We start from the raw sequence: 22902 nt of genomic DNA, 5'->3' as shown, positions 1-22902 counted from the left end.
CCGAGAAGATTGAACCCCGTACAACCCCCCGGCCGCCTCCGGACAACCCCGGAACTCGACCACCACGGCGGAGGCCCTCGACGAATCACCCGATGCCGGTGGACGCCGCCGGCTCGGCAGGGCATCCTCTTCGTTCGCCCGCTGATCCTCTCGCCCGCTGATCGTCAGACGGCGCGGCCATCGACCATGGCGCTCGGCAGGACGAGTGCGGAGGTCACGATGAGCGGCGGCTTGGTGGACATCTGGGCCTGCCGGTCGAGCAGCGCCAGCCGGCCGCGGAGCCGCTGGTCGATCTCGACCGCCTTGCGGCGGAGGCTCTCCGACGACTGCTTCGGCTTCTCGCCGGCGCGCTCCCTGTCCGCCGCGGCGGCCGCCTCGGCGAGGAGCCGGTCGCGTTCCCCTTCGAGCCGCCCGGTGACGAGTTCCCGGGTCCGGGCCAGCTCGGCCGACCGCCGGGTCCGGACCTCGGCGAGATACGCCGGCAACCGGTGGGCGATGATCCAGCTCTTCGCGCGCTCTTCGGCGTCGGCCGGCCACGGCAGCGCCTTCGCCCTGCTCACCGCGGGCGAGTCCGGGGCGGCGGCGTGGTCCAGGTACGGCGCCGGCCCGGCGGGGACGACCGTTCCGGACCTGTCGACGTAGGCATGGCCGAAGCGCCGGGCGATGGAGGCGCCGGTGCCGTCCGCGACCTCCTCGACGACGCCGACGAGGAGGTGCGGCTCCCGCAGCGCCGGGGACACCAGAACGGTGCCGGCGTTCAGGGCGCCGCCGAGGTGCCGGAGCGTCTGCTCCATCACCGCGTCGTGCAGCGGATGCCCGGGGGCGAGCAGGTCGACGTGCGCGGAGCCGTCCGGCGGGACGAGGGACAGGTCGAACGCGACCCGCTCGTAGCGGCCGAAGACGGGACCTCGCCCGCCCGCCCGGATGTGAGGGGGGACGTCGACGATCTCGTACTGCCCTCGCCCGCGCGGGACCATGCGCCCGCCGAGCCTGGCGAACGCCTCCTTGAAGGCCGCCTCGACGTGGTGGGGCCGGAGCCTGCGGGCGCGGGCGTCGTCCATCGCCGCCCGCAGCTCGGCGAGGTCGGCGTCGGCGAGGTGCTCCGCCGCCAGCGCCCGCTCGGCGAGCAGCTCCCGGAGGCCGTCGCCGACCGAGTGGTCGATGACCTGGTGCATCCTGGCCTTCACCTCGGGGCGTTCGCCGTACTGGACGGCCTCCATGAGGAGGTCCCGGAGCGGGGTCTCCGTGAAGGCCTCGCCGAGGACGTCGAAGACCCTGCCGCCGTACGCCCGCCGCTGCTCCTCGATCTTGAGGAGCAGCCGGGTGAACACCTCGCCCTCGCGCGTGTTGGACGCGACGAGGTTCCACAGCCGGCAGACCTCCTCCTGGCCGATGCGGTGGATGCGGCCGAACCGCTGCTCGATGCGGTTGGGGTTCCACGGCAGGTCGTAGTTGACCATCAGGTGGGCGGCCTGCAGGTTCAGGCCCTCGCCGGCGGCGTCGGTGGCGACCAGGACGCGGCAGCCGGGGTTCCGGGTGAACTCCTCGGTGATCCGGCGGCGCTCGATCCGGGGGACGCCGCCGTGGATGGCCGCGACGGCGCCCGGCGCGCCGATCAGCGAGCCGATGCGCGCGGTCAGGTAGCCGAGGGTGTCGCGGTGCTCGGTGAAGATGATGAACTTCCGCGGCCGGCCGTCCGCGTCCGTGGTGAGCGCGTTGTCCCGCAGGATCGCGGACAGTTCGGCCCACTTGCGGTCGGTGCCCTGGCGCCGGACCCGCTCGGCGGCCGCGGTCAGCTCGGCGAGCTCCCGCAGTTCGGCGTCGAGTTCGGCGACCGTCCGCGCGGCGGTGGCGGCGTCGAGCAGTTCCTCTTCGAGTTCCTCGACCTCCCCGGCGCTGTACTCGTCGGCGTCCAGCCCTTTCAGGTCGAGTGGGGGCTCGGCCTCCCGGTAGGTGCCGTCGAGGATCTCCTGCCTCTTGCGCTGCAGCCGCGCCGACCTGCGGACGAGGCTCCGGTAGATCGCCTCGGGACTGGACGCCAGGCGCCGCTGGAGGACCGTCAGCGCGAACCCGACCGTGTTCCGCCGCTTCCCGCCGACCCGCTCGGCCCGGTTCATCCCTTCGCGCACGTAGGACGTGACCCGCTCGTAGAGGTCGTACTCCAGCTCGGTGAGCCGGTAGGGGACGGTCTCGGCGATCCGCTCCGGGAACAGCTTCCTGCCCTCGAAGGTCAGCAGATCCTCCTTGATCATGCGGCGCATGATCCCGCCGGTGTCGGCGGGCGCCCTGCTCCTGCCCTCGAACCTGTCCCGGTCCAGCAGGGTGAGGAAGAGCTGGAAGTCCTCCTCCTTGCCCGAATGCGGGGTCGCGGTCATCAGCAGCAGGTGGCGGGTCAGGCCGCCGAGCAGCTCGCCGAGCTGGAACCGCTTGGTCTTCTCCACCCTCCCGCCGAAGTAGTGGGCCCCCATCCGGTGCGCCTCGTCGACGATCACCAGGTCCCACTCGGTCTCCTTCAGCAGCTCCTGCAGCCGCTCGTTGCGGGACAGCTGGTCCATCCGCGCGATGAGCAGCGGGTTGCGCTCGAACGCGCCGGCTCCGGCGTGCGCGTCGGCGAGCTGGTTGGTCAGGAGGGCGAACCGGAGGCCGAACTTGAAGAACAGCTCGTCCTGCCACTGCTCGACCAGCCCGCCCGGCGCGACGATCAGGCAGCGCTTCACGTCGTCGCGCAGGATGAGCTCCTTGGCGTAGAGCCCGCCCATGATCGTCTTTCCGGCGCCCGGGTCGTCGGCCAGCAGGAACCGCAGCGGCGTGCGCGGCAGCAGCTCCCCGTACACCGCCCGGATCTGGTGCGGCAGCGGCCGCACGTCGCTGGTCGTGACCGCGAGCATCGGGTCGGACAGGCCCGCCAGCGTGATGCGCTGCGCCTCCGCCGCGAGCCGGAAGTCCCGTGCGGGCGCGTCGAAGGCGCGGCCGCCGGACCGCGCGACGCGGAGCCCGCCCTCGTCCTTCCGGAAGACCACCCGCTGCCCGAGGGAGCCGTCCGCCGCCTTGTAGGTGAGTTCGAGCGCATCGGCGCCGTGCCACTGCACGGCGATGACGGTCAGCACCTCGGCGGGGATGAGCCCCTCGATGCGCAGGCCCGGCTCAAGCTCCTCAAGCAGCACTGAAGACTCCCTGGTGGACGGCGGGCGGCCGCTACTCTGAGATCCGGCAAGTCAGGTTCCGGGCCCAGTGTCGGCGTTCGGGGCTCATCTCCGCAAAGACCTACCGACGCTCTGGCATGGAACGAAACGAACGACAGCACCTCCGCGGCGCACGCGACGAGGTCGCCGGCTGGGCCGGCCGGGCCCGCGCCGTCCTCGCGCACCGCGACGAGATCGCCTCGGCCGCCGACAGTGCCGCGGGGGCGCTCCGCCGGGCCGTCGTGAACGTCGGATGGGACGGGACGGTCGCCTGGCGCGCCATGCCGCTGCGCCCGGCCGACGGCCGGCTCCTGGCGCAGACCGCCCGAGCGCTGCACCAGCCGCCCCTGGCGCCCGGCGAGGAGGAGACGCTCCGCCGTCTCGACTCCGAGGTCGCGCGAGCGCTGCACGACGCGAAAGCCCTGTTCGGCGCCCGGCGGCTTCTCAGTGGCCGAGCCAAGCGCGAGACGGGCGAGGGCGCGGCGCGGTTCCTCTGGGCCTACCGCGCGTGGGGCGCCTCCGCCGGTGTCCCGCACCTTCTGCAGCGCCTCGACTCGCCGCCCAACGGGATCGCCCAGGTCGACGTCGCCGACGCGCTCGCCGACTGGGTCGGCCTCGGCCCGCGGATCGCGGACCTGGGGCAGCCGATGGAGGTCGTCCCCCGCACGGTGGTCGCGGACCTGCCGGACTCGATCAGAGCCATCGAGGCCGCGCTCCGGGACGAGGCCCGCTTCCGCGCGGCCGCCGTGTCCGCCGGGCAGGCCGTCCGCATGTCCGAGACCCGGCGCATGCTGGCGGACATGCCGGTGGAGCGCCTCAAGGACGCCACACGCGACCGGCTACGCATCGGCCCCCTGACCGACGCGGGGTTCACCACCGTCCAGTCCGTGCTGGATTTCGGCGCCCGGCTGGAGCACCTGCCCGGCATCGGACCCACCACGGCCGCCCGGATGCGCGGCGCCGCGCAGACGCTGTGGCAGGTCACCTACGACGAGATGCCGGTCCGCATCGACATCAAGAACCGCACCGCCGAGACGACCGAGCTGCTCCGCCGCCTCGGGGCGTGGGACGCCGTGCGCGGGACGAAGGGCGCCACGACCGACATCGCGCGAGCCCGAGCGCTGGCGCCGCTCGCGTCGGCTCTCACCGCCGACGTCAGTCACCTCATCGTCTTCGCCGCCGGCTCGCAGCTCGCGGACTTCCGGGAGACGGTCGCCGCGGTCGGCCGCCGCGCCCGCTCCGTCACGGGCGCGGGCGGCGCGGCGCCGGGCGACCCCTGGGACGACTTCACGAGCCGTCCCGCCGACTATTTCGCCATGCTGTCCGAGCTGGGCTTCCTGACCGAGGACGAGCAGAAGGCGCACGGGGACCTCCCCGACGACATCGTCGAAGCGGTCCGCCGCCTCCAGCTCGACACCGAGTACCTGTCGGCGTCACTGCGCGGCTACCAGAGCTTCGGCGCGCGATTCGCGCTCGTCCAGCGCAAGGTGATCATCGGCGACGAGATGGGCCTGGGCAAGACCGTGGAGGCCCTCGCCGTCCTCGCCCACCTGCGGGCCAAGGGCCACCACCATTCGGTCGTGGTGTGCCCGGCGGCGGTGGTGACCAACTGGGTCCGCGAAATCTCCGCGAAGTCGTCGCTCCGCCCCCACCGGGTGCACGGGCCGGGCCGCGAGGGCGCGGCACGCGACTGGGCCCGCAACGGGGGAGTGGCGGTGACCACGTTCGAGACGCTCGCCTGGTTCGAGAACGCCGCCCCGATGCCCGGCCTCGGCTGCGTCGTCGTCGACGAGGCCCACTACATCAAGAACCCGTCCGCCAACCGCACCCGCCGGACGAGGCGCGTGATGAACGCCGCCGACCGCGCGCTCCTCCTCACCGGGACCCCGCTGGAGAACCGCATCGACGAGTTCCGCAACCTCGTCGGCTACCTGCGCCCCGACCTGCTGGTGGACGCCGAGGAACTCGCGCCGCGCCGCTTCCGCCGCCAGGTGGCGCCGGCGTACCTGCGGCGCAACCAGGAAGACGTGCTCACGGAGCTGCCCGAACTCGTCGAGGTCGAGGAATGGCTCCCGATGTCGCACGAGGACTCCCTCGCCTACCGGAAGGCCGTCTCCGAGGGCAACTTCATGACGATGCGGCAGGCGGCGATGCTGCAGAACACGTCAGAGAAGGTCCAGCGGCTCATCGAGATCGTCGCCGAAGCGGAGGACAACGGACGCCGCGTCATCGTCTTCTCCCATTTCCGCGCGGTGCTCGACAGGCTGGTTCAGGTGCTTCCAGGCGAGGTCTTCGGCCCGCTGACCGGCTCGGTGCCCGCCGCCGCGCGGCAGTCGATAGTCGACCGGTTCTCCGCGGCCGGCCACGGCGCCGTCCTCGTCGCCCAGATCGTCGCCGGAGGCGTCGGCCTGAACATCCAGGCCGCCTCGGTGGTCGTCATCTGCGAACCCCAGCTGAAGCCCACGACCGAATGGCAGGCGATCGCGCGGGCGCACAGAATGGGGCAGCTCGAATCAGTGCAGGTCCACCGCCTCCTGTCCGAAGAAGGAGTCGATCTGCGCGTCACCGAGATCCTCGCCCGCAAACGGGAGCTGTTCGACGAGTTCGCGCGCATCAGCGAGACCGCCGCCAGCGCCCCCGAAGCCGTCGACATCTCCGAAGCCGACCTGGCCCGCGAGGTCATAGCCGCCGAACGCGAACGCCTCTTCTCCCAGCCTCCCCCGCCCCCGTAGGGGCGCCGCGTGCACGAGACCGCGCGCACCCACGACGCCCGGCTCCCACCCTGACCGTCACCGCCGGCATCGACAGGCCGGTCACCCTTGCTCCGCCACCGCCGGCTGCCCGCTCGCCGGCGCGCGGATCGTCCCTTGGACGTCGACCCGCCCCGGGCGGTCATGGATCTCAGCCGGTGCCGGGGTGGTCGGCCTCCGACCGGTAGGACGGGTGGTCCTCGTCGGCGATTCGGGCCATGTGAAGCGGGACGGGCCAGCGCGTGCGGCCGTCCCAGGAGACCGGCTGCGCGCACAGCCGTGCGGCGAGCGACACGGCGGCCTCCTCCGGGAGCCGCCCGGCTCGCGCGACCACGAACTCGGTGCCCGTGAACGAGTGCCACGGCTTGCCTTGCAGCGCCTTCTTCTCCGGCGGCAGAGTGAAGCGCGTGTACGCGGCTCCGCACCGGCCGTCGGCCCCGGACTCGTAGGTCTTCGACGTCCGCCCCAGCAGCCAGCTCCGCGTGCCGTCGTCCCCTTCGTGGACGTAGATCCGCCCGTCCGGCTTGGCGGGCTGCCCCGGATCGGCGGGCCGCCGCCCGCCGGCCGCCCGGTGCACGGGACGCGGGATCTCGTGGTCGTCCGCGCAGACCCGCACGACCGTGATGCCGCCGGCGTCCGGAAGCCCGTCGCCGGGGAGCGTGCCGGCCCCGAGTCCCGGGTTGCTGAGCCCGGACCACACGCGGCGGCTCGCGTCCGCGTCGATCATCACGACGACCGGGTCCTCGTCCAGCCGGGGAAGCGTGTCCAGGGCCTGGTCGACGAGGTCGCGCAGTTCCTCGAAGGACGCCTGCTCGCGGCTGATCTCCGCCCCGATGGGCCCGGCGTGGAAGGCCGCGACGCCCTCGGCGTGCGGACGCCATCCACGGCCGGGGACGTACATGTGCATGTCCCACGGCCGCGACGGATCGGGATCGGCGTGCACCGCCACCAGCGATGCCACGAGCGTGGGCCGTGCCTTGGCCGCGGCGGCGTTCTGCCGCCGCACGTGCACGCCGACGAGCCGGACCGGTCGGTCCAGCGCGTAGGGCTGCATGACGGTGGCGTCCCGGAGCCGGCCGTCGCTGAAGCCGCCGACCCGCATCAGGTCCTTGAGCGCCGCCTCGGCCGGATGGTCCCGCTCGTCCGCCGCCGGCCGTGCCGCGACGAACTGTGAGGCGACCCCGAGCCCGGCCAGCGCCCGCCGGAGCGGCCGCTTGGCGTCGGGCACGCCCTCGTCCTCCTCCGCGGGGTAGATGGTCTCGACCAGCGCCAGGACGAGAGTCCCCGGTTCGGCTTTCAGCATCGGTGCCTGGGAGAGCAGGTCCGGAGCGTCCGGCCGGTCATCGCGCAGCAGCGCCGCGACGTCGTAGCCGACGACCTCGGCGCGCCGGGTGAGCCGCTGCGCGACTCCCAGTTCGGGTGTGAGGCCGGGCACCTCGGCGTGGCGGTACTTCTCCAGCTCTCCCCGCAGCCGCCTTCGCATCTCGGGCGTCCCGGTCAGCGTGACGATGCGGAGGCGCCCGTGCCCGGCCGCGCCGATGGCGGCGTCCAGCGCGTCCGCGCCGAGGCGTGAGCCGTCGGCCGACGCCCTGACCCGCACCTCCATGCGGCGCGCGCTCTTGCCCGGCCCGGTGAACGGCCGGTACGTGAGCGGTTCGGCGTTCAGCAGTTCCGCGGCGTGCTCGCCGAGCCGCAGATACGTCCGCGGCCCGACCCCGGAGCCGATCGGGTGCTCGGCGCTGGTCGCCCGCCCCGCCCGGACGCGGTCCGGATGCTCGCGCAGCACGTCCGGCCCCCAGGGCAGCGCGTCCAAGCCGCAGGCCGTGACGATGTCGGCGCTGAAGTCGCCGAGGACGCTCCACCCGCCGTCCGGCCCCTTGCGGTATCCGACCGGGAGCCGCAGAAGGGCGCCGCCGCCGTGGTCCCGGCCGTGGTCGATCCACACCTTCCGGACGTCGTAGAGCCGGTCGTGCAGGCGCGTGAGGCTCGCATCGAGGACGCACACGAGATCGCCGACGCCCGGCACCGTCTTGATGTGCGGGGTGACCCGCATCAGCGCCCGCGCGTCCTCCCGCCCCCGCCGCGGCCTGGTGACCGGGTCGTCCCAGGCGACGAGGGAGCCGGCGCTGTCGAGCCGGAACGGTACCTCGCGCCCGTCGAAGGCGACGGGCCGGGCGGCCAGGCGCCGCGCCACGACCCAGTGCAGCACCCGGAAGATCCACGGCTCCGGGGCCACTCGCCCGGCGGCCGGCCGCGCCACGGCGTCGCCGAGGGATGTCCGCAGCGGGGCGACCCCGGCCAGCAGCGGCGCCAGCACGTTCGTGTCCGAGCCGCGGCACAGCCGCTCCCACTCCCGGACGGCGATACCGAGGATGCCCGGGTCGATCGGCTCCGTTGTCACCAGCAGGACGTCACCGTCCCGCCGCCGGGTCCGGGGGAGGATGAGCACGGGACGCCCCGTCGTCGCGGACAGCGCGTTGGCCAGCGACGCGTGCGGCGCACGGGCGCGGTCGTTCCTGCCGCGCCACCGCTTGCCCAGGTCGGAGAGGGCGTCCATGACCCCGGCGGGCAGGGGATACACCCACAGGTCGCCGAGCGTCTCGGCGGGAAGCCGGAAAGCGGACGTCTGCAACATCGTCACTCCTCGGGGGAGGGACCGGCCGCGCGCCGGTCGGCGAATTCGAAGAAGGCCCGCAGGGTGGGGCCGTAGAGGCGCAGCAGGCGGTCGAGCTCGCCGGACGCGGCCCACGCCTCCCGCAGTTCGCGGATGAGGTGCGGCAGGTCCGACCTGCCGCGCGTGTCGAAGAAGGCGTGGTCGACCAGGTACACCTTGCCGGGGGTGCCGCCGCGGCGGGCCCGGCCGACCAGCTGGACGAGCCCGATGACGATCTCGGCGACGACGCCGTGCTGCACCCAGCCCGGCTGCGACCGGAAGAACTGCGCCGACCGCACCACCTCGTCGAAGTGCCGGCCCGCCCGGCTGATGCGCCGCCTGAGCCGGTCGAGCGGCTCGTCGTCGCGCCGCCGCTGCTCCGCCCACAGCCGGTGGTTGATGTGGGCGAGCAGTTCGGTCGGCTCGTCGATGATCGGGATGGGCCGGACGACGAGATAGATGGCGCCCAACGCGGAGACCGCCCCGTCCAGGATGTTGACCCCGCGCTCCACGGTGGCCAGCGGCGCGATCAGGATGCGGGCCCCCGTCGACGGGAACTGCTCCACCTCGTCCGCGGTGAGCGTGTGCCAGCGCGAGTCGGCCATCACGTGCTCGTCGTCCTGCCTGGCGACGACGCACAGCGAACCGGACGCGGCGCCCGCCCGCACCATCCCTTCGGCGAGGTCGAGGCAACTCGCGTAGGAGGTCGTGGCGACCAGGATCAAGTCACGCCCCGGCGTCCCCGCCCGGTCCCGGTTCGCGGCCAGCCGATCCAGTTCCGGCTGGAGACTCGCGCGATGCAAGGACTCGCCCAGCTCCCGCAGGTTCAGCTCCCGCTGCCGCCCCTGGACGCCCGAGACCCGGATCGGCGTCCGGTCGCCGGTGAACGCCTGCGCCGGGAGGACGGTCACCCCGGTCGGGTCGGTGTCGGGCACACTCCACGTGGGCGCGGTGTGCACATGGTGGTGCGGCGCACCGGGGAAATAGGAGGTCGCCGACAGCCCGAGGACCGCCCTCGGCACCCCGGCGCGCGCACGCGCGGTGAGTTCCCCGAGATACAGCACGTACCCGTGGGGGTCGCCGCCGAAGGCGGCCATCGACAGCTTCGACTGCCGCGGCGACTCGGGGTCGTGGCGCTCCTTGAACGCCAGGAACAGCCGGCCGAGCGGGCTGCCGGGCATCGCCGTCCACGTCGTCAGCCCGCCGAGCGCGTCGGCGACCTGCTCGGCGGACTCGGCGCCGACCGCCCGCAGGTGCGAGGTGTGGACGAACAGCTCCTGGAGCCGCAGGCGCAGCGGCTCCAGGTAGGCGCGGCGGACCATGCGCTCGGTGAGGGCGCCGCGCTCGCGGTCGTCCGGCACGACCGGCTCCAGCAGCCGGGCGAGCCGCGCCAGATGCGCCGGCAGGATGGCGTCCCGGCAACCCGCCGAGATCGCCCGCAGGATCGAGGCGATCTCACCGAGGACACCTTCCCGGTCGGCTTCGGAGACTCCGGCGAGCCGCAGCGCGCCGGCCGCGTCGGAGACGGAACCGGTGTAGAGGTCATGGAGTGCCTGCGTCTCCTCCGGCGCGACGTCCCGCTCGTCCGGGGCGAGCCCGAGGAGCCGCGCGGTGATCCACGCGTCCTGGCCGCGCGGGACGATCCAGTGGTCGGTGCGCCACCCCGGCCGGTGCGCCCTGACCGGCTGGAGCCAGCCGTGCGCGAGGCTCGCCGCGTATCCCATGGACAGCAGCTGCAGATCAGACAGGATCGGGCGGACCGCCCCGTCGATCTCGGCGGGCACCTGCCCGAACGCGGTGCGGAACTCGTCCTCCAGCGTGTGCAGCGGCGTGGTGTTCGGCCCGTCCGCGAGGACGAGATGCCGGGCGCTGCGGCCGATCACCGCCGCCTGGAACTGGTCCAGTTCGTCGATGGCGATGAGCCGGCAGCGGCGCAGCAGGAACTCCTCCACGCTGAGCCGGTCCGACGTCGCGGGCGCCGCCCCGCCGGAGGCTTCGAGCGGGATGTGCATCCGCCCGGTGAAGAACGTCTGGTGAGCGGTGACGATGACGTCGGCGCCGGCGGCCTCCCGCATCAGCCGGAACTTGCCGCACCCGGCGAGCCACGGGCAGGCGCGCGGGCTGCCCGGCCGGTCGTCCCCGCCCGGACGGGCCTCGCGCAGGTCGCGGCACGGTTCGTGCCCCGGCCGCCACGCCTCCACGTCCGCGTCGGTCTCGGCGGACGCCGCGAGCGCGCATCCGTAGGACAGCCGCTCGTACGCCCAGGCGCCGAACCCGTCCGGGTCGTCGACCGCGGCCTTCTGCGCGTCGTCCATCAGCCTGGCCGGCGACAGCAGCGGCGTGCAGGACGCCGGGATCCCGAGCAACGACAGGTTGCTCTCGATGCGGTACGCCAAGCGCAGCGCCGCGGCACGGGTCGGGACGACGAGCGCGGCCGGCAGATGCCGTTCGGCGGCGAGCGTCCCCATGACTTCCAGCAGCACCGACTTGCCGAACCCGGTCGGCGCCTGGAGGATCTTGGTGAGCCCGCCGGCGCCGATGCGCAGCGCATCGCCGGCGGCGTCCCCCTTCCCGTCGACGAGCCTGGCGAACAGTTCGTTGATCCGCGGCAGCCGGTGCCGCTCGCCGCGGACGGCGTCGATGCGCCGGGCCATGTCCCGCAGGCGATCGGCTTCGAAGACCACCTCGTCCAGACGCGGGGCGTCCGCTACCGGCAACGCCGTCCGGGGTTGCGGGCTCAAGTCGGCCAGGTCGTAGACGGCGCGGGTCGTGGGCGTCGCGGCTCCGTGCGGCCCGGTGCGCAGGATCGTCCTGTACCGGCCGGGGGCGGCGGTGCCGGTGACCCTGGCGCCGTCGCGGTGCAGCCGGCGCAGGTCGTCCAGCAACCTGTCCGCGTGCTCCAGCGCGGGCAGGCCGTGGTCGGGCTTGAACGGTTCGCCGGCCTGCCCGTGGTAGCCCGCCAGGCACCCGGATTCGGCGGCCCTCCTCAGCGCGGACGCGAAGAACTCCCCGCTGGCGAGTTCGTCCGGACGGTGCCGCAGCAGTGCGCACACCCTCTGCCGGTCGCCCTCGTCCAAATCCCAGTAACCGGGCCACGCGTCGATCCGCCCGGTGAGCAGCAAATGGGCGTGCGCCTCCGACACGGTGCCGTCCGGCTGGGGGAAGAACGCCTCGCTCAACGCCAGCGCGCACGAGATGGAGGTGCGCTCACGCGCGCGGCGCCCTCCTCCGCCCGGGCGGCTCATCGTGGCCTCCCATCACTCGAGGCGACCCGCCGGATCCGGCGGTAGATCTGGTCCTCCGTGCTGACGCCGGTGCCGGGGAGCAGGCGCCGCAACTCACCGGCCTGGTCGCTGCGGTAGCGCGGCAGGACGAGGTGGTCGGCGGCGATCGGCCGCTCCTCCAGCTTGCGGGCCAGCGCGCGGGCGGACGCGTAGTCCTTGACGTCCAGCGTGAACTCCCACGTCCCGTCTCCTGCCGACGTGACCCGGATGTCGTACAGGTCCTTGCGCGGATACAACTCGGCGCGCACACCGGGCAGCGCGGCGATCCGGTCGTGCAGCCGGACCTCGACCACACCGGGCACGACGATGAACCGCCACACCGACTCGTCGACGCACACGGCGCCGTCCACCGGACGCCTCTTCGACGCACGCCTGGCCCCACCGGCCGGCTGCAGCGACGGCGGTGCGGACGACACCGTGTAGACGGCCTCGTGGCGAGGGAAGTCGCAGCGGACCATCGCCCCGCGAACCCGCATCGGCCACCGGCAGACCGGACACGGCCACCACGACCCGTCCCGCTGCCGCTCACCCGGGATCTCCCCGTAGGGGACGAGCGGCGGCAGGCCGAGTTCGCTCCTCGCCGCCACCAGTTCGGTGAGCACCCCCGCCGGGTGCTCGGTGATGAACCGCCGTCCCCGGCTGTACTCCTCGTCGCCGCCGGCGAGAAGCGCCTGGAAGGCGGCCTTCTCGATCTGCTCGGCACGATGCACCCGCCACCCCGGCAGCCAGCCGGCCCCCGGGTCGTCCTGGCCGGCCAGGACCTCGGCGGTGTAGTCGCAGCCGATCTCGAACGTCGCGTCGGTCAGCTGGTCGTCCCCGTCGAGGACGACCAGGTCCCGGGCCGCGGCGTCGCAGCCGGGCAGCCATGTTCCGAGCGGCCGGCGGAGCGCCGCGACCAGCTCGGCCGGCGTCGCCGGGCCACGGCCGGGTCCGCACGCCCGCATGATCACGCCGGTCATCCGGGCGATCTCCGCCCACGCCTCCGGCCGCTCCCGCCGGACGCTCCAGGCGTGACCGGCCCGGATCGCCGCCGTCACCGCGCGTTCCAGCGCCACCGGCGCATCGTTCACCGTGTTCGCCATGGTCCGGGCTCCTCAGAACGGGGGCGGCTCATCGTCCGCGCCGGGGTCGGCGATGCCGTCGGACACCGCTCCGGCGCGATCGCTCACCGGCCCCGCCGCGTTCAGGACCTCTCCGGTCCGGGGGTCGATGCGCACGCCGTCCACGACGATCGGGGCCTTCGGGTCGGCGGGGGCACGGTCGGGACACCACTGCGCGACCGGGCAGGTCCGGCACCAGGAACCCGGGTCGGGCCTGAACACGCTGTCGGCGTGCCACCCGGACACCATCCGCCTGATCTCCCGCGCGGCCGCCTCCCGCACGGCCGGGTCGGCGGCGTCGAACGACAGGACCTCCGCCGACTCCGGCGTCAACGTCTCCAGCTCGACGGTGCCGGTCCCGTCCCCGCCGAGGACGCCGTGCTCGATCAGCCGCACGGCCAGCGCCAGCTGCGGCACCCGCGCGAACACCTCGCCGGCGTCACCGCCCGGCACGGCCACCAGAGTCGTCTTCTGCTCCCGGTACACGACGCGGCCGCCGATGTCGCGGATCAGGTCGGGATAGGCGATGACCACCACGTCCGCCGCCGGGTCATAGGCCGCGACGGTCGGCTCCGCGGTGACGTGGCCACCCGCCCCCAGGGAGCAGGACGCGAGGTGAGCGACCAGGTACGGCCGCGCCTCCCGGTACTCCTCGGGCGTCATGACCGCCGCCGCCAGGCCGAGGTCGTCCGCGTCGCCGTCCGGGAGGTCGGCCGGGGTGCACGCGCGGGCGGGGACCCGGCTGTGCGCCGCCTCCAGCCACCGGTGGACGGCCCGGCCGCGCCGCGCCGCCGAACCGTCCGACCAGGTCGCCGCCGGAAGATGCAGTTCGCGGAGGTGGGCCTGCGCGGGGCAGACGAGATACTGCCGTCCGGTCGTGACCGACCACGTGCGGCGATGCGTGCCGCCGCCGTCGATCCCCAGCAGCCCCGGCGCGTGCGGCAGCGCGTCACAGGACGCCCGCGCCTTGCAGCCGGCGCAGTCGGAGCCCGGCCGCTTGACGTCGGCGAACACGATGTCGGTGACGAGGTGCCGGGTCTTCTCCCGGTAGCCGCGGCGGATCTCGGCTGGCGTGTCGTCCACGAGGACCCGGGGCCGCACCCCGGCGGCCAGCACCACCTCCACCACCCGAACCCGCGACGGTTCGCGCTCGTCGGGAACGACGCTGACCGGTATGTCCCGGTAGACGTTCCCGGAGGCGCGCTGCCCCGCCGCCGCCACGAAGGCCAGCGCCTGGTTGGAGGGGGCGTCGCGCTCTCCGGCGCGCCCCATCCGCAGCCGCCGGAACTCGCGGACGTCGCCGTCCGCCGACGCGTACCAGCGCCCCCACGCGGTGAGCATCCGCCGCTCCGCCGCCGACTCGTACTGGACGACCCGGGGGAGCTGGTCGGGGACGAGCGCGACCCCCTGCGCCTCGAGGTCGTCCGCGATCCATTCGGCGGCCTGGAGATAGGCGTCGCAGGCGTGCCTCACCCAGACCACGACGCCGGGATGAACAGCCGAACGGTTCCCGCTGACGACGCTGTCCACGGCGGCGTCGGCGGTCATGTCCCGGTACTCGACCAGGTCGAGCGCGGCCTGGACCAAGCCCAGCGGGAACGTCTCCCAGGGCGCATACCGGCGCTTCTCGTACACGCGCGGCCGGAGCAGAGGCCGGGCCTTGAGAGCGGTGTGCTGGGGGCAGTGCCTGCCGTCCAGGTCGAGCGCGCTCGCCGAGAGCCGGATGACGTGCGGCTCGCCGCGAAACCCGTCAGGCGTAGTCCAACGTTGTAATGTCATGGCGTCAAGTAGAGCACACGTGAACTCAATCAACCTAGAGTTTGAGGAAAAATGCACACAGTGCCGGAGCGGCTGACTGTGGCCGCCCTGTCTTGCCCCGCGTCACCCTGCTGATCGCCGCCGGCGTTGGTCTCGGCAGACCATCGAGGCCGGGCTCGTGATGCGGGAGCCCATGCTCCGTGTGCCCGGCCGGGCTGCCCCGTCCGGTGGCGCGACGAGACGCGTGGCAAGTTCGGGGTGGACTACCGCCGACACCACAGCTGTCATACGGAGCGGCGACCCGAGTCCCGTCGAACTACGGCTCCAGGAATACTTGATGCGGGTACCCGGGATCGAGGGCCACCTCGCCCTCCACCAGCAGTTCCCGGCCGCGTACCATCTCCCATTTGGCGCCGGACCCTCTCGCGGCCTCAAGCGCCAGCAGCGATGTGAAGGCCAGACGTTCTCCCTCCGGCCGGTAGACCAAGGTATCGGGGAACTCCTCACGCAGCCGCTCGATGGAAGCCTCTCGTGCCGCGCGGAACAGGGAGAAGTTGAAGCTCCGGAGTGCGCCTACGGGAAGCAGCGGCCCTTTCTTGTCGACGTACAGCAGCACGTCTTCACCGACCTCGGTAGAGATCTGCTCCAGGGAACTGGCGCTCCACCCCCTGAAATCGCTGGACTCATCGAAGTCGAGTTCGATCGGGCCTGTACTGCTCACTCCGAGCATGCGGAAGTCGTCGAAATCCCAGGTCGCCGGTCTGCCGTCACCCCGGACCGGCACGGCGAGTTCCTTCGCGTCCATGAGAGATTCGGCGAGTCTGAGCCGACGCCCCTTCAGCACGGTCACCTGCCGCATCCACTCCCGGGCGCTCGCGCTGACATCCCTGGTACGAACGCCGAGGGGAGTCTCCCGCTCGAAGGAAGCGAGAATATTCGCCCTGTCCGGGCGGAGTTCGTGACGAACACCGCCGTCCGCGGGGTATGGAAGCCGATGGTCGAATCCCAGGCGGCTGATGTCCTTGGGAATCCCGTCCGGGAACGCTTCGCAGAAGTAGATGGACCCCGTGTCCAGCGGGTCGCGGCTCTTATCGGGGTCATAGTCCGGATCCGGAACCCACTTCAATCGGATGCAGGAGTCGCAACTGCTCAGCGGCGGGATGATACTCGTCATCGCTTACCTTTGAAGTGCTCGTCGATGAACCGACCGATGGCCGTGGATGTCGAACGCGGATGAGGGGTGGGCCGCCACTCCGCAAAGCCTTCGCCGATCATTTCGCTCGCGTTTAGTCTGCCGTACGTCCCCAGACCTTCGGCCGGCATTCGCCGGTCGTTGGGGATCGTCCGCCACTTCCAGGCCCTCATGCGCCCATCCACGGGCCCCCTGAAACCGTTTCGTTCAACCGAGCTCAGGTGACCCGTTGTCGTGAGAATCACGACCGACTGGTCGGCCTGACACGGAAGTCCGGCCGGTCTTCGAGCTGGTGGAGACGCCCTGCGCAGCGGTCGTCTATCGCTGCTCGCTTTGCCGTGCCGCAAGCCACTGCTCGGTGTAGGCGGTGGCCTCTTCGATGAACTGCTCCAGACCCGCCCGATCGAAGTCCGCCTCGCCGACGAGGTAAAGCAGTATGTAGACCTGAGCTATCACAGCGGCTCTTAGGTCGTTTGGCACATCGGCCTTGAACGGAGGTGCGTCGACAGCACGACGGATAATGTCCTCGGCGACGAGCGGGTCGATTACGTCAGCGTCCTCGCCGAGCCTCATCCGCAGGTCGGCGACGAGGCGGACGATCTCGCCTACGGTGTAGGTCGGCGCGAACCTTCGCCGCACCGCGACCTCGAACGCCCCGAACAGCAGAGCGTTGTACCCGGCTGCCGTCTCGTCGTCCTTCTGCATCTCGTCTTGCAGAGGAACCCAAGCCTGCGGCCCCTCCAGCAGGAACGCCCGCAACGCGAGGATGTTCTCCTCGCGGATCTCGACGAGCGAGTAGTCCATTACTCGAGCAAGTCCTCGGCGATCGAGCGAGCCTCGGAAATAAATGCTTCGAGTGCGTCATCGGCAAGTTGCGCCTCGCCCGCTAGTGCGGCCAGTAGGACGAGTTGATGCCCGAACTTCCTATCCGCATCGGCCTCCTTGACCGACCCCCTTTCGAGTAGATGAAGTATCAAGCTCTCCGCGAGTTCCGGGTCGATAACGTCCGGCATCTCGGGACTTTTTGCGCGGACTTGTGCGACAAAATCGATTACTTCCGACTCGTCCGCGAACTTCCCATCTCTAATGAAGCGCCGCTCGACCGCCACGATGAACGCGCCGGCGACCAGAGCCGCATACTCTCGGTTGGCTTCGCCGGGTTCCAGTTCCCTCACAAGCCGAAGATGTTCGTCGTGCTGACCAGTCAGTTGAGCGCGCAAGACGTTCACTTGCTTATCGGTAATTGTCATGCACCCTCCTCATTAGTTGTCGTACGATCTTGGCGCCACGGCGCGTTCCTTCGAGTATGATAATGGTTGCGCCTGCTGCCGTGAGCACGATGTTACCTGCTTGCAACGGATGATCAGGCGATTTGAACTGGTCCATATTATTATGGACGCCTGTATGGTGACCTGTTGGCTGGACTCGATCGAAGCTGGTTCGGATCGGATCAGCCAACGTGTCCACGGAGTTCTTTACATTGTCGGGCTGGTCGAAGATCCCGCGGCGGAGTTCTCTTCGGCGAGATAGGCGCTCGGAGTCCTCCTGACGGGGGTCGCGGTCAGCTGGGTCGCTTTCAGGGCTTCCGAATTCACCACGCCCTCGCGTGCCGACCTCTGATTCGACGGGGTCGCGATTCGGAAGAACTGGCCTGCCGTCGCTGTCGACGCTCATCCGCAGCTGTCCGCCGAAGCGGCTCGGCTCCGTTTCTACCGGGTTTTCTTCGTGTGGAGCCACGTCCCTGCGGGGCCCCTCGCCCTCGCCGGATCGTCCCGAGTCGCGGCTGGGTGGGGTGCTTTCATCTCCGGGTTCGGTGACCTCCGGGTTCATCTCGTTGGTTTCGTTCGGGCTCCGTTCAGCGCCGTCGTCCTCGGCTTTCCTACCATGATCGCTGGCGCTTTCGCCGGAGGCGTCGTGTGTCCGGGGTGCTTCGCCGGCCCCTTGTGACGGCGCGGGCGCACTGTCGGTGGTGCGCCGGTCGCTGGTGTGGGCGTCCTGGTTCTCGCTGCCTTGTCCGCTAGCCGCATCCTGACGGCGGACGGCCGTGGCATCGCCGCCGGCTTCGGTGGGCTGGCCACTCTTGGGTCCCGGCCTTGTCCCGTCCTGCTCGGCGCGAGGCCGCTCTTCAGCTGTTAAGGGTTGTTCCGAGCCTTGATCCGGGGCGGTGGTCTGCTCGCCAGCCGGACCGTCCTGCGGCTGGTTGGCAGGTTGCTTGACGGATGCCTCCGCCGATTCGGGCCGGGGCGTACGGTCGTCCGCCGCGGGCCCGTCCAGCAGCTGCGGGCCCGGTTCGGCGTCTCCCGCCGGTTCGGCGTCGTGTCGCCGGGGCGCTGGGGCACCAGGGGCGGTTTCCGTCCCGGTCTCCTGGGGGCCGCCGGTCTGCTCGGTCGGCCTGGGCGGGTGCTCGCCGATCCCGCCGGGCTCGTCCGCTCTCCTGGGGTCTTGCTCCACCCCGGGCGATGTCGGGCCGTCGGCGGGCTCGGACACGTCCTGCCGGGACAGCGGCCCATGCTCCCGGTCCGGTGAGCTTCCAGCCTCCGGTGCACCGCCGCCCGCCGCTTCCTCGGAGGGGTGGGACGTGGGGCGGTCGCGGTCGCCGGACGACGCGCCGCCGGAGTCGCCGCCCGCCGCCGTATCGGTGCCTGCGGACTCGTGCCCGCCTTCGTCCTCCCGCTCGCCGACGCCGATCGACGGGCCGTACTTGTCCCTTAGTGGCTCCCGAGCGTCCTGCTCGATGGTGGCGAAGTCGGTCCCGCCCATGCCCGCATTCTGGCCGCCGCTGTATTGAACGTCCTGTGCCTTCCGCTGCTCTTGCGCCTCACGGGCGCGGGCGCGGCTTTCCAGGCGGGACGGCTGGCCGGGTGATCCGGGATTGTCGGCGGGCAGCTTGTACTGGCGTGCGGATGACGCGGGTCTGTCCGCAGGCTCGGTGTGGGTATCGGTCTCCCGTCCTGCGGCCTGTCCCGGTGGACGGTCGCGTACGGACGTGCCGCCGCCGGTCTGGGCGCCGTTGTCCCGTGAACGCGGCTGCTCGTCCCGTCTGCCGCCCTGTCCGCTCTCGATCCTGGTGGGCGTCCCCGGCTTCTCGGCCCTGCCGGCGGCCTGCGATGAGCCGGGAGGGCCTTCGCGTCGTCCGGCTGCGCCTCCACCACTGCCGGTGTCCTGGACACCCTCGGCTCTGCTCTGCTGCGCCTCGCGGGCGCGGGCGAGGCTCTCCAGCCGGGACGGCTGGCCGGGCGCCCCGGGGTTGTCGGTCGGCATTCTGTACTGCCGCGCCGGCGACGCGGATCGATCGGCGGGCTCGGCGCGGCCGTCGGTCTGCGGTTCGGCAGGCTGGCCCTGGGGACGGTCGCGCCCGCCGGATGCTGTGCCGCCGCTCCTGGCTCCGCCGTCTCGCGATCGCGATTCCTGGTCCTGCTGACCGGCCTGCCCGGTCTCTGCTTTCCCAGACTCAGCCTTCCCTGTCGAGCCGCCCTCGGAGAAGCCTGTTCTAGCGTCCCGCCGCCCCTCGGGCCGGCCGCTACCGGTGGTGCCCTCGGAGGGCTGTGACCCGTTGCCCTGCTGCCCCGCCCGGCTGCGACTGTCCAGGCGGGACGGTTGGCCTGGGGAGCCGGGGTTGTCGGGAGGTACTCCGGGGGAGTGATCGCGGTTCGCGGGGGCGTCCGTGTGCTCGGTGCGGGTGTCGGTCCCGCTACCTTTCTCCACGCCCACGCCGCCAGCCCTTCTCCTGGTGGACGCGAACCGGCCGGTCGCACGGCTCGCGCGGCGTATCCGGTGACGCGCGGGGCTGACGTCATGACACACCGGCCACTATGAAAGCGCGCAACCCAGAACTTTGCACGTGTGAGTATGCGAGTAACGCCACGTGAACGGAGCATCGTCCGTCCAAACGCCGAACGGCCCGCTACTTCTTCTGTTGAAAGCGATGAAGACGAACGGTACAGCTGTAGGCGAAGGGCGATTCGAGTGAAACGACGACGGCACATTTACCCCAAGATGGGGGATTCTCCCTTTGGCGTCAGTGCGAATGGCGGTGGGGCGGTAACGCATCCGAGGGGACCGAAGCCCACGAGGCCGGCCCTGCACCCGAAGCGGGCCGGTGAAGCTGCGAGTAGCGATGCGACCGAGAGCCGTGCCCGCGAGGTCGGTACTGGCCGTCACGGACGGATCGGCCACAACGACGGGATCTTGTTGCGCGACGACGATCGGCGTCCTTGATCAACCGACCTCGACGCGGCACTCATGAAGGGCGGCGTCCCGCAGCCGGAGAGGAGGGCGGTCATGCCCTCGATGGTGATCGTGATCGCCACGAGCGCCACTGCGACGCCGGCATCGCAGAGCTTGTACAACCAGTGCTCACACCCGTGGTCGCATCGAGTGATCCACGGCCCGCCTATCGCAGTGCGGCCGCCTCGCTCCGCCGTGCGGCAAGCCATTGCTCGGTGTAGGCGGTGACCTCCTCGATGAACTGCTCCAGTCCTGCTCGATCGAAGTCCGCTTCGCCGATGAGGTACAGCAGGATGTAGACCTCGGCATTCAGGGTGGCCGTCAGGTCGTCCGGCACGCCGGCCTTGAGCGGAGGAGCGTCGACGGCACGGCGGAGCATGTCCTCGGCGATGAGTGGGTTGATCAGATCAGCGTCCTCACCGAGCCGCATCCGCAGGTCGGCGACGAGGCGGACGATCTGGCCAACCGTGTAGGTCGGGGCGAACCTCCGCCGCGCCGCAACCTCGAACGCCCCGAACAGCAGCGACATGTACCCAGCTGCCGTCTCGTCGTCCCTCTGCATCTCCTCTTGCAAAGGTGCCCACGCCTCCGGTCCTTCCAGCAGGAAGGACCGTAAAGCAAGGATGTTCTCCTCCTTTACCTTGACCGCGGAGAAGTCCATCAGCCGATCAACTCGTCCGCATCGACTCGGATTTTCTGCATGAAAACGTCCAGTTCCGACTCACTGAGTTGAGAATCGCCGATCAGCCCGGCTAGTAGAATCAACTGATGTTGGATCGCGGTATCGGGATCGATGTCCGATATCGAGGCCCCCTGGTCGAGCATGTGGAGAATTATTCGCTCGGCGAAATCTGGATTAATGAGGTCGGGCATCTCGTCCCCCCTCTCTCGCACCGAAGCAACAAAAGATATGACTTCCGACCTGTCGACCGCTTTGCCGTCCCGGATGAAACGCCGCTCCACGGCCTCGAAAAGACCGGCCGCCAGCAGGGCCGCATAGCCGGTGTTGGCGGCTTCCCGGTCAAGCTGACCTAGAAGCCGACGGTGCTCTTCCCGATGTCCGGCGAGCAGTGCGCGCAGAGTCGCTACCTGATCATCAGTTACCGGCATGATCCCTACCTCTGATCTCTCTGATCTTGCTGATGGACCAACGTGCTGCCTGGGTTACCAAAATCGCGGCGCCCAGCAAAGCGTAGCTCCCGCTGCCCGCCTTGACGGGAGTTTGGATTGGATCCATATGGGCGCTGGTGTCTCGAGCGGTGTACGGATGGCCTGTAGGCGGCTTCGGATCAAGTGCCTTGAAGGCGCCTTCTACCGCCTTGTTGGCTGTATCCACGATATTCTCGGACTCTCTCATCGCCTCCTTGAGGAGTTCCTTCCGGCGAGACGGGCGCTCGGGATCACCTGGATTCCGGTCCAGAGGATCGTTCTCGGGGTCGCGGAGTTCGCCGCGTCTGGCTTCGCCGCTTTGTGCTCCGACTGGATCGAGGTCGTCACGATCTGGGAGTTCGGTTGGTTCAGTTGTCTCCGGTTGGTTCCGAACCAGTTCGGTATTTGTTTCGTCGGCCTGTCGTCCATATCGGGGTTCGACCTGTACTTGGCCTTGGCCGTCGGTGTACACATCGGAAAGGATCGGGGTCGGGCGGGCCTCCGGGTTTGTCTCGTTAGTCTCGTTTAGACTTTGTTCGGCACGGCCGTTCTCGGTTTTCCTACCATGGTCCCCGTTGGTTTCGCCGGAGGCTTCATGCGTCCCGGGGGCTTCCCCGGTCTCTTGTGACGGCGCGGGCGTACTGCCGGCGGTTTGCCGGTCGCCTGCTTCGCCGACCGGGACCTCGCTGTCAGCCTGGACGTCCTGGGTCTCGGTGCCTTGCCCCTTGGTCTCATCCTGACTGCGGACCGCCGAGGCGTCGCGGCCGGTTCCGGGTGGCTCGCTGGTCTCGGTTCCGGGATGTTTCCCGTCCCGCTCGGGGCGAGGCCGGTCTCCATCTGTGAGGGGTTGTTCCGAGCCCTGATCCCGGGCGGCGGGCTGCTCGCCGGCAGGAGCGTTCTGCGGTTGGTCGGCGGGCTGCTCGGCGGGCGCCTCCGCCGCTTCGGGCCAGGTTGTGCGCGTGTCGTAGGCGGACCCGCCCGGCACCTGCGTGCCCGGTTCTACGTCTCCCGCCGGTTCGGCGTCGTGCCGGCGAGGCACTGGGCCGCCGGGGGCGGTGTCCGTCCCGGACTCCTGGGGGCCACCGATCTCGCTGGCCGGCCGGGGTGGGTGCTCGTCAGTCCCGCCGACCTCGTCTGCGCCCTTCCGGTCTTGCTCCGTCCCAGGCGATGTCCGGCCGTCGGCGGGCTCGGTAGCGTCCTGCCGTGGCAGCGGTCCATGCTCCCAGTCCGGCGAGCGCCCGGCCTCCGGCGCACCGCCGCCCGCCGCAGTCTCGGTGTTAGCGGGCCGCGCCTCCTGCTCCAGCGGAGGTCTGGCTTCCGATGCGCGGCCGTCCATGTGTTCCCAGGGGCTCTGGGGCGTGCGTCGCTCGCCGCCGGAAGAGCCATCGGCCGCGGTGCCGCTGCCGGATAGCGGGGCTTCCTCACTACTTGCGGCCCCGCGCTCGGTCCTCGTCGTCCCAGGTGCGGCCCGCCCACTGTCGGTGGGCCCTACCCCATCTGCCGACTCCGTGGCCTGGCCGCCACCCTCGCTCTGGACTGGTCCAGTTCCCTTGTCGTGTTCACCTTCCGCCTGGCCGCCGTTGACGTCTGAGACGTCCTGCTGTGCT

At 71.1% G+C, this 22902-nt stretch carries 14 protein-coding genes; 1 reads left to right on the top strand and 13 read right to left on the bottom strand.

Annotated features, from left to right (window positions below; translation table 11 throughout):
• Window positions 1–164: 164 nt before the first annotated feature.
• Window positions 165–3164, bottom strand: a complete 3000-nt coding sequence (locus tag ABTW95_RS13900; RefSeq protein WP_500226433.1) for a DEAD/DEAH box helicase — start codon at window positions 3162–3164, stop codon at window positions 165–167.
• A 116-nt stretch (window positions 3165–3280) separates the two neighbouring features.
• Here ABTW95_RS13900 and ABTW95_RS13895 point away from each other — a divergent pair, with 116 nt between their 5' ends.
• Window positions 3281–5914 carry a DEAD/DEAH box helicase gene (locus ABTW95_RS13895; protein WP_500226432.1) on the top strand — a complete coding sequence of 878 codons (2634 nt, stop codon included), beginning with the start codon at window positions 3281–3283 and terminating at the stop codon, window positions 5912–5914.
• A 169-nt stretch (window positions 5915–6083) separates the two neighbouring features.
• Here ABTW95_RS13895 and ABTW95_RS13890 read toward each other — a convergent pair whose 3' ends face one another.
• The 12 genes from ABTW95_RS13890 to ABTW95_RS13835 all read right to left on the bottom strand — a co-directional run bounded on the left by ABTW95_RS13890 (window position 6084) and on the right by ABTW95_RS13835 (window position 22280).
• A complete protein-coding gene (locus tag ABTW95_RS13890; RefSeq protein WP_500226431.1) occupies window positions 6084–8567 on the bottom strand; it encodes an RNaseH domain-containing protein in 2484 nt (827 codons plus the stop codon).
• A 2-nt stretch (window positions 8568–8569) separates the two neighbouring features.
• On the bottom strand, window positions 8570–11830 hold the full coding sequence (locus ABTW95_RS13885; RefSeq protein WP_500226430.1) for a hypothetical protein: 3261 nt from the start codon (window positions 11828–11830) through the stop codon (window positions 8570–8572).
• Complete coding sequence (locus tag ABTW95_RS13880) at window positions 11827–12951, bottom strand: restriction endonuclease-related protein (protein ID WP_500226429.1); 1125 nt, start codon at window positions 12949–12951, stop codon at window positions 11827–11829. The genes ABTW95_RS13885 and ABTW95_RS13880 overlap by 4 nt, the downstream gene beginning before the upstream one ends.
• 12 nt (window positions 12952–12963) lie before the next feature.
• Window positions 12964–14748, bottom strand: coding sequence for a PD-(D/E)XK nuclease family protein (locus ABTW95_RS13875; RefSeq protein ID WP_500226428.1), 1785 nt, complete (start codon window positions 14746–14748; stop codon window positions 12964–12966).
• Window positions 14749–15043: 295 nt separating this feature from the next.
• Window positions 15044–15901: a hypothetical protein gene (locus ABTW95_RS13870; protein ID WP_500226427.1), complete on the bottom strand. Its 858-nt coding sequence runs from the start codon at window positions 15899–15901 to the stop codon at window positions 15044–15046.
• A gap of 336 nt (window positions 15902–16237) precedes the next feature.
• The gene (locus tag ABTW95_RS13865) at window positions 16238–16723 is read right to left on the bottom strand and encodes a hypothetical protein (protein WP_500226426.1); all 486 of its coding nucleotides are present in this window, start codon (window positions 16721–16723) and stop codon (window positions 16238–16240) included.
• Window positions 16723–17169: a hypothetical protein gene (locus tag ABTW95_RS13860; RefSeq protein WP_500226425.1), complete on the bottom strand. Its 447-nt coding sequence runs from the start codon at window positions 17167–17169 to the stop codon at window positions 16723–16725. Before ABTW95_RS13860 ends, ABTW95_RS13865 begins: the two co-directional genes overlap by 1 nt.
• Window positions 17153–18679, bottom strand: a complete 1527-nt coding sequence (locus ABTW95_RS13855) for a hypothetical protein (RefSeq protein WP_500226424.1) — start codon at window positions 18677–18679, stop codon at window positions 17153–17155. Before ABTW95_RS13855 ends, ABTW95_RS13860 begins: the two co-directional genes overlap by 17 nt.
• 1397 nt (window positions 18680–20076) lie before the next feature.
• Window positions 20077–20268, bottom strand: a complete 192-nt coding sequence (locus tag ABTW95_RS13850) for a hypothetical protein (RefSeq protein ID WP_500226423.1) — start codon at window positions 20266–20268, stop codon at window positions 20077–20079.
• A gap of 44 nt (window positions 20269–20312) precedes the next feature.
• Window positions 20313–20807, bottom strand: coding sequence for a hypothetical protein (locus ABTW95_RS13845; protein WP_500226422.1), 495 nt, complete (start codon window positions 20805–20807; stop codon window positions 20313–20315).
• Complete coding sequence (locus tag ABTW95_RS13840; RefSeq protein ID WP_500226421.1) at window positions 20807–21256, bottom strand: hypothetical protein; 450 nt, start codon at window positions 21254–21256, stop codon at window positions 20807–20809. Before ABTW95_RS13840 ends, ABTW95_RS13845 begins: the two co-directional genes overlap by 1 nt.
• On the bottom strand, window positions 21243–22280 hold the full coding sequence (locus tag ABTW95_RS13835) for a hypothetical protein (RefSeq protein ID WP_500226420.1): 1038 nt from the start codon (window positions 22278–22280) through the stop codon (window positions 21243–21245). The genes ABTW95_RS13840 and ABTW95_RS13835 overlap by 14 nt, the downstream gene beginning before the upstream one ends.
• Window positions 22281–22902: the final 622 nt, after the last annotated feature.

Source organism: Spirillospora sp. NPDC127506 (assembly GCF_040302145.1).
Lineage (GTDB): Bacteria > Actinomycetota > Actinomycetes > Streptosporangiales > Streptosporangiaceae > Spirillospora.
The sequence above is the reverse complement of the archived record's forward strand: the minus strand, read 5'-3'. Positions and strand labels throughout refer to the sequence as shown.

Bases quoted from the DNA above. Each gene is read 5' to 3' on its own strand.
- ABTW95_RS13890 (WP_500226431.1), bottom strand. From the start codon at position 8,567: ATGTTGCAGACGTCCGCTTTCCGGCTTCCCGCCGAGACGCTCGGCGAC.
- ABTW95_RS13870 (WP_500226427.1), bottom strand. From the start codon at position 15,901: ATGACGAGTATCATCCCGCCGCTGAGCAGTTGCGACTCCTGCATCCGA.
- ABTW95_RS13845 (WP_500226422.1), bottom strand. From the start codon at position 20,807: ATGGACTTCTCCGCGGTCAAGGTAAAGGAGGAGAACATCCTTGCTTTA.
- ABTW95_RS13865 (WP_500226426.1), bottom strand. From the start codon at position 16,723: ATGGACTACTCGCTCGTCGAGATCCGCGAGGAGAACATCCTCGCGTTG.
- ABTW95_RS13875 (WP_500226428.1), bottom strand. From the start codon at position 14,748: ATGACATTACAACGTTGGACTACGCCTGACGGGTTTCGCGGCGAGCCG.
- ABTW95_RS13895 (WP_500226432.1), top strand. From the start codon at position 3,281: ATGGAACGAAACGAACGACAGCACCTCCGCGGCGCACGCGACGAGGTC.
- ABTW95_RS13840 (WP_500226421.1), bottom strand. From the start codon at position 21,256: ATGCCGGTAACTGATGATCAGGTAGCGACTCTGCGCGCACTGCTCGCC.
- ABTW95_RS13860 (WP_500226425.1), bottom strand. From the start codon at position 17,169: ATGACAATTACCGATAAGCAAGTGAACGTCTTGCGCGCTCAACTGACT.
- ABTW95_RS13880 (WP_500226429.1), bottom strand. From the start codon at position 12,951: ATGGCGAACACGGTGAACGATGCGCCGGTGGCGCTGGAACGCGCGGTG.
- ABTW95_RS13855 (WP_500226424.1), bottom strand. From the start codon at position 18,679: ATGGGCGGGACCGACTTCGCCACCATCGAGCAGGACGCTCGGGAGCCA.
- ABTW95_RS13885 (WP_500226430.1), bottom strand. From the start codon at position 11,830: ATGAGCCGCCCGGGCGGAGGAGGGCGCCGCGCGCGTGAGCGCACCTCC.